Source organism: Advenella sp. (assembly GCF_052108595.1).
Classification (GTDB): domain Bacteria; phylum Pseudomonadota; class Gammaproteobacteria; order Burkholderiales; family Burkholderiaceae_B; genus Advenella.
This window is the reverse complement of the sequence record NZ_JBQEAU010000168.1, coordinates 1-6,851: the sequence shown is the minus strand read 5'-3', so window position 1 is coordinate 6,851 and position 6,851 is coordinate 1. Positions and strand designations below refer to the sequence as shown.

Below are 6,851 nucleotides of genomic sequence, written 5' to 3'. Positions count from 1 at the left end.
GTAACCGTATTGCCAGCGGGCGCTGGCTGGATCCCGATGCCGCCGAAGTCTCGTTCGAAGATGATATTGCCGGCCAGCTTGGTGTAAAACTGAATGATGAAGTGACCTTCGATGTGGCCGGCGAGCTGGTGACCGCCCGGGTGACCAGCCTGAGAACCGTGAAATGGGACTCCATGCAAGTCAATTTTTTTGCCATTCTCTCGCCTGCCGTATTGCAGGATAAGCCGGCGACCTGGATTACGGCTTTTCATTTGCCGGAACAGCAGGCCGCATTTACTCAGGAAGTCGTCAGCCAATTTCCGAACATCACGGTATTCGATGTGTCGGGTATCTTGCGCCAGTTACAGACCATTCTCGATAGCGTGGCGGCGGCGGTGCAGTTTCTTTTTGTCTTTACGCTGGCCGCCGGCGTTGTCGTGCTCAGTACTGCGTTTCTCTCTACCCAGGATGAACGGATGTACGAAGCGAGCCTGTTACGGGCCATGGGCGCCACTTCGCGGCAACTGGATCAGGCTCAGCGCAGCGAACTGATCGTGATTGGCGTGGTGTCGGGAACGCTGGCTGCAGCCTTCGCAATACTGATTGCGCAACTGCTGGCGGTGCAGGTGTTTGACATCACGCTCACCACCGGTATCATGCCATGGATAAGCGGAATCATATTGGGGATCATCGCGTCATGGGCAGGGGGTAAAATGGCCTTGCGTGCTGTAAAAAATACGCCCCCGCTACTCATTTTACGGAGTGCCGACTAATGGCAAGACTATTGAACATAGTGGAAAACCTGGACACCACAACGACCTTTTATGACCAGATCGGCGGCGAGGCTGGTTTGCATGCCCTGGTGGAACGCTTCTATGATCTGATGGATATTGAAGAGGATTTCAAGGCCCTGCGCGCTGTCCATGGAGATTCGCTTGAACATGCACGCGAAAAGCTGTTCCTGTTTCTGAGCGGCTATTTGGGTGGGCCCGACCGGTATATTGAAAAATTCGGCCATCCCATGTTGCGGGCCCGGCATCTGCCGTTTGCCATTGGCATCCAGGAGCGTGATGAATGGGTCGCCTGCATGGGGCGCGCCATGATCGATTGCAACGTACCGGCGCCGCTGCAGGAGCATTTGCTGCATTCGTTCTTTGGCGTTGCCGACTGGATGCGGAACAAAGATGGCTGATCCCGATTTGCACAGTACCCACCGGCCGGTACGCCAGATGCATCATGGCATCAGGGTTCACCCCGATTTTCCTATTCCGGCTCGCATTGAAATTTTCACGCCCCGGACCTGGGGCGATAAAGCGACCAAGGTCTCGGATGGGGGGCGCAATACCGCCTGGTATCTTTCCACGCCCTGGGGGCAAGCCGTATTGCGTCATTATCATCGCGGGGGCCTGATCAGCCGGTTTGTTGACGAACGCTATTTATGGGTCTCCGAGGAAACCACTCGCTCGTTTGCCGAGTTTGCGCTCCTGAACGAGCTGCATGCCCAGGGCCTGCCTGTGCCGCGAGCCATGGCCGCTTCATATCAGCGACGCGGCGTCACTTACCGTGCTGCCATCATGACCGAGAGATTGCATAATACCGTGTCCCTGGCGCAGGCAATCGGCCAGGCAGGGCCAGCCAGTATCAAACTGGTCGAGCCTGTGTGCGCCGCCATTCGCCAGCTGCATGATGCCAATGTCTATCACGCTGATCTGAACGCGCACAATATTCTGGTGGATGACGCGCAGAAAATCTGGCTGATCGACTTTGACAAGTCATCACGCCGGACCATGACCAGAACACTGCGCGAGCAGTCACTTGAACGCCTGGGCCGCTCGCTGCAAAAGCTGCTCGGAGAGCAGGGCGTCATTTTTTCGGGACAGCTGCAACAGCAATATCAGCAAAGCTGAAAAAATCGGTGACCCAGGAGAAAAATGCCTTTATTATTTCTTTTTTTTCTAACCTGATTTGGGGAAACCGAAATGAAACCGTCCTCTGTCCGTAGCCTTGTTCTCGCGCTGTCCCTGGCCTGCACCGCAAATGTCGTTCATGCTGCCGGAGAAAAGGTGCTCAATGTCTACAACTGGGCTGAATACAGCGCACCGGACACGATTCCGGGTTTCGAAAAGCAAAGCGGCATCAAGGTGCGCTATGACACTTATGATACCAACGACATTTTGCAGGCCAAGCTGCTTACCGGAAAGTCCGGCTATGACGTGGTTGTGCCGTCAACCCATTATGCCTCGCGCCAGATCGAAGGTGGTCTGTTCCAGAAACTGGACAGATCAAAAATACCCAACTGGAAAAATCTTGACCCGGCCATCATGGAACTGGTTGCACAGGTGGATCCGGGCAATCAGTATCTGGTGCCCTGGGGCTACGGGACCAACGGTATCGGCCTGAACGTGACCAAGGCCAAAGCCGCCCTGGGCGACGGCGCGGAACTGGGCAAGTGGGAAACGCTGTTCGATCCGGAAAATGCCAAAAAACTGCAGTCTTGCGGCATTTCCATTCTGGATGAGGCTGCGCAGGTATTTCCTGCGGTCTTGCATTATCTGGGCAAGGATCCCAATAGCGACAAGCCCGAAGATTACCAGGCGGCCCTGGACGTTCTGAAAAAAATCCGGCCTTATATCCGCCAGTTCAGTTCATCGGGTTATATCGATGAACTGGCCTCGGGCGACCTGTGCATGGTGTATGGCTTTTCCGGCGATGTCATGATCGCAGCCAGCCGCGCCAAGCAAGCCAAGAAAGAGTACGTGATCGACTATTACATCCCGGCTGGCGGGGCGCCCGCATGGTTTGATACCATGGCCGTGCCCAAGGACGCACCCCATCCGGAAAACGCCATGGCGTTCATCAATTACATTGAAGAGCCCAAGGTACATGCGGACATTACCAACAATATGTTCTATCCCAATGCCAACAAGGCGGCACGCGAATTCGTCAACAAGGAAATCGCCGACAATCCCATGATCTACCCCGGTGCCGAGGTGGCCAAGACCTTGTTTGTGATCAAAGCCCAGCCGATGAAAATTGCCCGCCTGCAGACCCGCTTATGGGCCGAACTCAAGGCAGGGAAATAAAATGGCCGAGCGGCATTTGTCGGTGGCAACCAGCGATGTGGATGAATTCGTCAAGCTGGTTGATGTCGTCAAGATTTTCGGTGATACCGTTGCCGTGCAGTCGGTCAATCTGACTGTGCGGCGCAACGAGATTTTTGCGTTGCTGGGCAGTTCTGGTTGCGGCAAGTCAACCCTGCTGCGCATGCTGGCCGGTTTTGAAGCGCCAACCTCGGGCAAGATCCTGCTGGACGGGACCGATTTGACCGGTATCGCGCCGTATAAGCGTCCGGTCAATATGATGTTCCAGTCGTATGCGCTGTTTCCCCATATGACCGTAGAAGCCAACGTGGCCTACGGGTTGAAGCAAGAAGGCGTTGATCGCCAGGAAATCCATGATCGCGTGTTCGCTGCCCTGGACCTGGTGCAAATGGCAGGCTATTCGCGGCGCAAGCCTTCACAATTGTCGGGCGGACAGCAGCAGCGTGTGGCGCTGGCGCGCAGTCTGGTCAAGCGGCCCAAGCTGTTGCTGCTTGATGAGCCCATGTCGGCGCTGGACAAACAGATCCGCCAGAAGACGCAAATTGAACTGGTGCGAATTCTTGATCAGGTCGGCGTGACCTGTGTCATGGTGACCCATGACCAGGAAGAGGCCATGACCATGGCCAACCGCATTGCGGTCATGACCGAGGGTCAGATTGTGCAAACCGGCACCCCGCAGGAAGTCTATATGTTTCCGAATTCGCGCTTTGTCGCCGGGTTCATCGGGTCGACCAATATCTTTACTGGCACGATCGTGGTCGATGAACCGGACCATATCGTGATCGAAAGCGATGAGCTGATGCGTCCCCTGTTTGTCAATCATGGGGTGAGTGAGCCGCTGGGCATGGAAGTGTTCGTATCGATTCGTCCCGAGCAGATTCGCGTGCTGATTGATCAGCCCGATGATGAAACCAATATCGGACATGGTATTGTCACGCACGTGGCCTGGATGGGTAGTTATACGCTCTATCAGATCCGTCTGGACGCGGGCAAGATCATTGAGGCCAGCGTGCCTGGCATTGAACTGGCGCAGGAAAATGCCCCCGGCATTGACGATGAGGTCTTTGTAACCTGGGGGCCAGACAGCGCAACGGTGCTGCCGTCATGAAACCGTTGCACTCGCTGCGCAACTATCGCCCCGATCAGCGTGCGTGGGCCATTTTGCCGCCGTATATCTGGCTGGTGCTCTGTTTGCTGGTGCCATTTTTCATTGTTCTGAAAATCAGCTTTTCAGAATCCACGTTTGGTATTCCTCCCTATGAACCGCTGGTACAGATCGAGGAGGAGGTACTGAGGTTGTCCCTGCATTTTGAGGGATATCTGCTGCTTTTGACCGATCCGCTATTTATCGGTGCCTACCTCAAATCGCTGAAAATGGCGTTGGTAACCACCTTGTGGTGTGTGCTTATCGGCTATCCGATGGCATACTATATCGCCCGCTCGGCGCCGCGCCAGCGCAACTTGCTGCTGCTGGCCGTCATCCTGCCTTTCTGGACCTCGCTGCTGTTGCGTGTATATGCCTGGATCGGCATTTTGCGCAACGAAGGCTTGTTGAACCAGTTTCTTATGTGGACCGGCATCACCTCGACGCCCATAGAGATCTATCGCACCGATATGGCGGTCTATATCGGTCTGGTGTACACCTATCTACCGTTTTTTATCCTGCCGCTGTACACCAACCTGGTCAAGATGGACCGGCGCCTTTTGCAGGCAGCCTATGATCTTGGCGCCCGTCCCTGGAAGGCATTTTTCACCATTACGCTGCCGCTGTCGGTTCCCGGGGTGATCGCCGGCGCCATGCTGGTCTTCATTCCGACGGTGGGCGAGTATGTCATTCCCGAACTGCTGGGAGGAACCAACACATACATGATGGGTCGCCTGATGTGGGATCAGTACTTTACCGACACCAACTGGCCGGTGGCTGCTGCGGTGGCCGTGACCATGACGATTTTCCTGCTTATCCCGCTTGTGATATTTCAGTACAGTCAGGCCAGGGCCCTGAAAGGACGGGACGCATGAAACAGGAAAATATCTGGCTCAAATGGCTGTTTCTGGGAGCAGGCCTGCTGTTTCTGTATATTCCCATTCTCAGCCTGATTGTTTTCTCGTTCAATGAATCGGCGCTGGCCTCCAGCTGGTCGGGCTTCTCGCTACGCTGGTACCAGAGCCTGTCGCAGGATCGTGCCCTGCTCAGTGCTGCCTGGCTGTCGCTGCGTATTGCGTTTTTGACGGCGACCGCAGCGGTGATCATCGGTACCTGGGCCGGTTATGTGCTGGCGCGCAAGGGTCCGTTCCGGGGATTTGGCCTGTACATCGGCATGTTGAATGCGCCGCTGGTTATTCCAGATGTCATTTTGGGTATTTCACTGCTGTTGATGATTATCGAAATCCGTAACATTACCGGTTTTCCCGAAAGCAATGGTATTTTCACCATCTGGCTGGGCCATGTTACGCTGTGTGTAGCGTATGTGTCGGTGGTCATTCAGTCGCGTGTACGCGAACTGGACCGCTCGCTGGAAGAAGCGGCGCTGGACCTGGGCGCACCCCCATTGCGGGTGTTCTTTACCATCACGCTGCCGCTGATCGTCCCCGCACTGGTGTCGGCCTGGCTGCTTGCCTTCACATTGTCCCTGGATGATGTGGTTATTGCCTCCTTCCTGAATGGTCCGGGCTATACTACCTTACCAATCGAAGTCTTTTCGCGCGTGCGGCTTGGCATAAAACCGGAAGTCAACGCGCTGGCAACGCTGATGATCCTGCTTGTTGGGGCATTCGTGATTGTTGCCAATTATTTTCAGGGACGTGCAAAGCAATGAGTGTAATACGCCAATACGGGCTGAAACGGTGCAGCACTTGCGTCAAAGCGCGCAAGTGGCTGCAGGAGCGGGGCGAGCAGGTTGAGTTTAGCGATTATCGCGAAGAGCCGGCAGATAGCGCGCTGCTAAAGACTTGGGCCGCTGCCGCAGGCGGGGCGCAATTGATGATCAATCGCAATTCTCAGACTTGGCGTGGTTTGCCCGAAGATCGCAAAACGCCCGCTACCGAACAGCAATGGCTGGCGCTGGCCGCAGAATTTCCTTCACTGATCAAGCGCCCGGTCACAATGTTTGCCGACGGCGCGACCACATTCGGGTTTGCAGAAAGCACTTTTGCTGCCCATCTTTCGTAACAGGCAGAATCATGGAACTGAAGTCACAGGAACAATTGAAACGCGACGTAGCGCAGGCTGCCGTTGGATACATCAGGCCTTTTTTTGGTGCCGACGCTGTGATCGGTGTGGGCACAGGTTCTACGGCCGATCTTTTCATTGATGAGCTGGCAAAATACAAAAAAGAATTTGCCGGCGCCGTTGCCAGTTCGCAGCGCAGTGCAGCGCGTTTGCGCGAGCAGGGCGTGCGGGTACTGGATTTGGCCGAAACCAACAAACCGTTGCCGGTCTACGTGGATGGTGCCGATGAAATCAACCCCTTGCTGCAGATGGTCAAGGGCGGTGGCGGGGCGCATACCCGAGAAAAAATCGTGGCTGCTGCGTCTGAACGATTTGTCTGCATCGTGGATGAGACAAAATGCGTGGATCTGCTGGGCAGCTTTGCCATACCGCTTGAGGTGATTCCCATGGCCGTACCTATTGTGATGCGAAAAATAGCGGCACTGGGCGCTACCGCGACCGTGCGTGCTGGTTTTATTACGGATAATGGCAATCCGATACTTGATGTTGCAGGTATGCGCCTTGCCGATGCCCGCGAGATGGAAACGACCATGAACGCGATT

The 6,851-nt window shown here is 55.2% G+C and carries 9 protein-coding genes; all 9 read left to right on the top strand.

The genetic code is table 11. From position 1 onward, the window contains the following. Positions 1-752, top strand: a 752-nt coding sequence (locus tag ACTIKR_RS19885) for an ABC transporter permease (protein ID WP_442328807.1), incomplete at its 5' end; no start/stop codon positions are given. Continuing rightward, positions 752-1,171 carry a group II truncated hemoglobin gene (locus ACTIKR_RS19880; RefSeq protein ID WP_193088509.1) on the top strand — a complete coding sequence of 140 codons (420 nt, stop codon included), beginning with the start codon at positions 752-754 and terminating at the stop codon, positions 1,169-1,171. The genes ACTIKR_RS19885 and ACTIKR_RS19880, both read left to right, overlap by 1 nt. Further along, positions 1,164-1,886, top strand: a complete 723-nt coding sequence (locus ACTIKR_RS19875; RefSeq protein ID WP_193088508.1) for a 3-deoxy-D-manno-octulosonic acid kinase — start codon at positions 1,164-1,166, stop codon at positions 1,884-1,886. The genes ACTIKR_RS19880 and ACTIKR_RS19875 overlap by 8 nt, the downstream gene beginning before the upstream one ends. 72 nt (positions 1,887-1,958) lie before the next feature. Beyond that, positions 1,959-3,062: a polyamine ABC transporter substrate-binding protein gene (locus ACTIKR_RS19870; RefSeq protein ID WP_442328806.1), complete on the top strand. Its 1,104-nt coding sequence runs from the start codon at positions 1,959-1,961 to the stop codon at positions 3,060-3,062. Between the two features lies 1 nt (position 3,063). Then, the gene (locus ACTIKR_RS19865; RefSeq protein ID WP_193088506.1) at positions 3,064-4,188 is read left to right on the top strand and encodes an ABC transporter ATP-binding protein; all 1,125 of its coding nucleotides are present in this window, start codon (positions 3,064-3,066) and stop codon (positions 4,186-4,188) included. Continuing rightward, entirely contained in the window at positions 4,185-5,099 is a 915-nt protein-coding gene (locus ACTIKR_RS19860; protein ID WP_193088505.1) for an ABC transporter permease subunit, read from the top strand. Before ACTIKR_RS19865 ends, ACTIKR_RS19860 begins: the two co-directional genes overlap by 4 nt. Next, positions 5,096-5,896, top strand: coding sequence for an ABC transporter permease subunit (locus ACTIKR_RS19855; protein ID WP_442328805.1), 801 nt, complete (start codon positions 5,096-5,098; stop codon positions 5,894-5,896). The genes ACTIKR_RS19860 and ACTIKR_RS19855 overlap by 4 nt, the downstream gene beginning before the upstream one ends. Further along, on the top strand, positions 5,893-6,249 hold the full coding sequence (locus tag ACTIKR_RS19850; RefSeq protein WP_193088503.1) for an ArsC/Spx/MgsR family protein: 357 nt from the start codon (positions 5,893-5,895) through the stop codon (positions 6,247-6,249). The genes ACTIKR_RS19855 and ACTIKR_RS19850 overlap by 4 nt, the downstream gene beginning before the upstream one ends. 11 nt (positions 6,250-6,260) lie before the next feature. Beyond that, positions 6,261-6,851: ribose-5-phosphate isomerase RpiA (gene rpiA, locus ACTIKR_RS19845; RefSeq protein ID WP_442328804.1), on the top strand; the 591-nt coding region annotated here is incomplete at its 3' end.

Excerpts from the sequence above, each read along its gene's own strand:
- ACTIKR_RS19880 (WP_193088509.1), top strand. The coding sequence starts at position 752 with ATGGCAAGACTATTGAACATAGTGGAAAACCTGGACACCACAACGACC.
- ACTIKR_RS19875 (WP_193088508.1), top strand. The coding sequence starts at position 1,164 with ATGGCTGATCCCGATTTGCACAGTACCCACCGGCCGGTACGCCAGATG.
- ACTIKR_RS19870 (WP_442328806.1), top strand. The coding sequence starts at position 1,959 with ATGAAACCGTCCTCTGTCCGTAGCCTTGTTCTCGCGCTGTCCCTGGCC.
- ACTIKR_RS19865 (WP_193088506.1), top strand. The coding sequence starts at position 3,064 with ATGGCCGAGCGGCATTTGTCGGTGGCAACCAGCGATGTGGATGAATTC.
- ACTIKR_RS19860 (WP_193088505.1), top strand. The coding sequence starts at position 4,185 with ATGAAACCGTTGCACTCGCTGCGCAACTATCGCCCCGATCAGCGTGCG.
- ACTIKR_RS19855 (WP_442328805.1), top strand. The coding sequence starts at position 5,096 with ATGAAACAGGAAAATATCTGGCTCAAATGGCTGTTTCTGGGAGCAGGC.
- ACTIKR_RS19850 (WP_193088503.1), top strand. The coding sequence starts at position 5,893 with ATGAGTGTAATACGCCAATACGGGCTGAAACGGTGCAGCACTTGCGTC.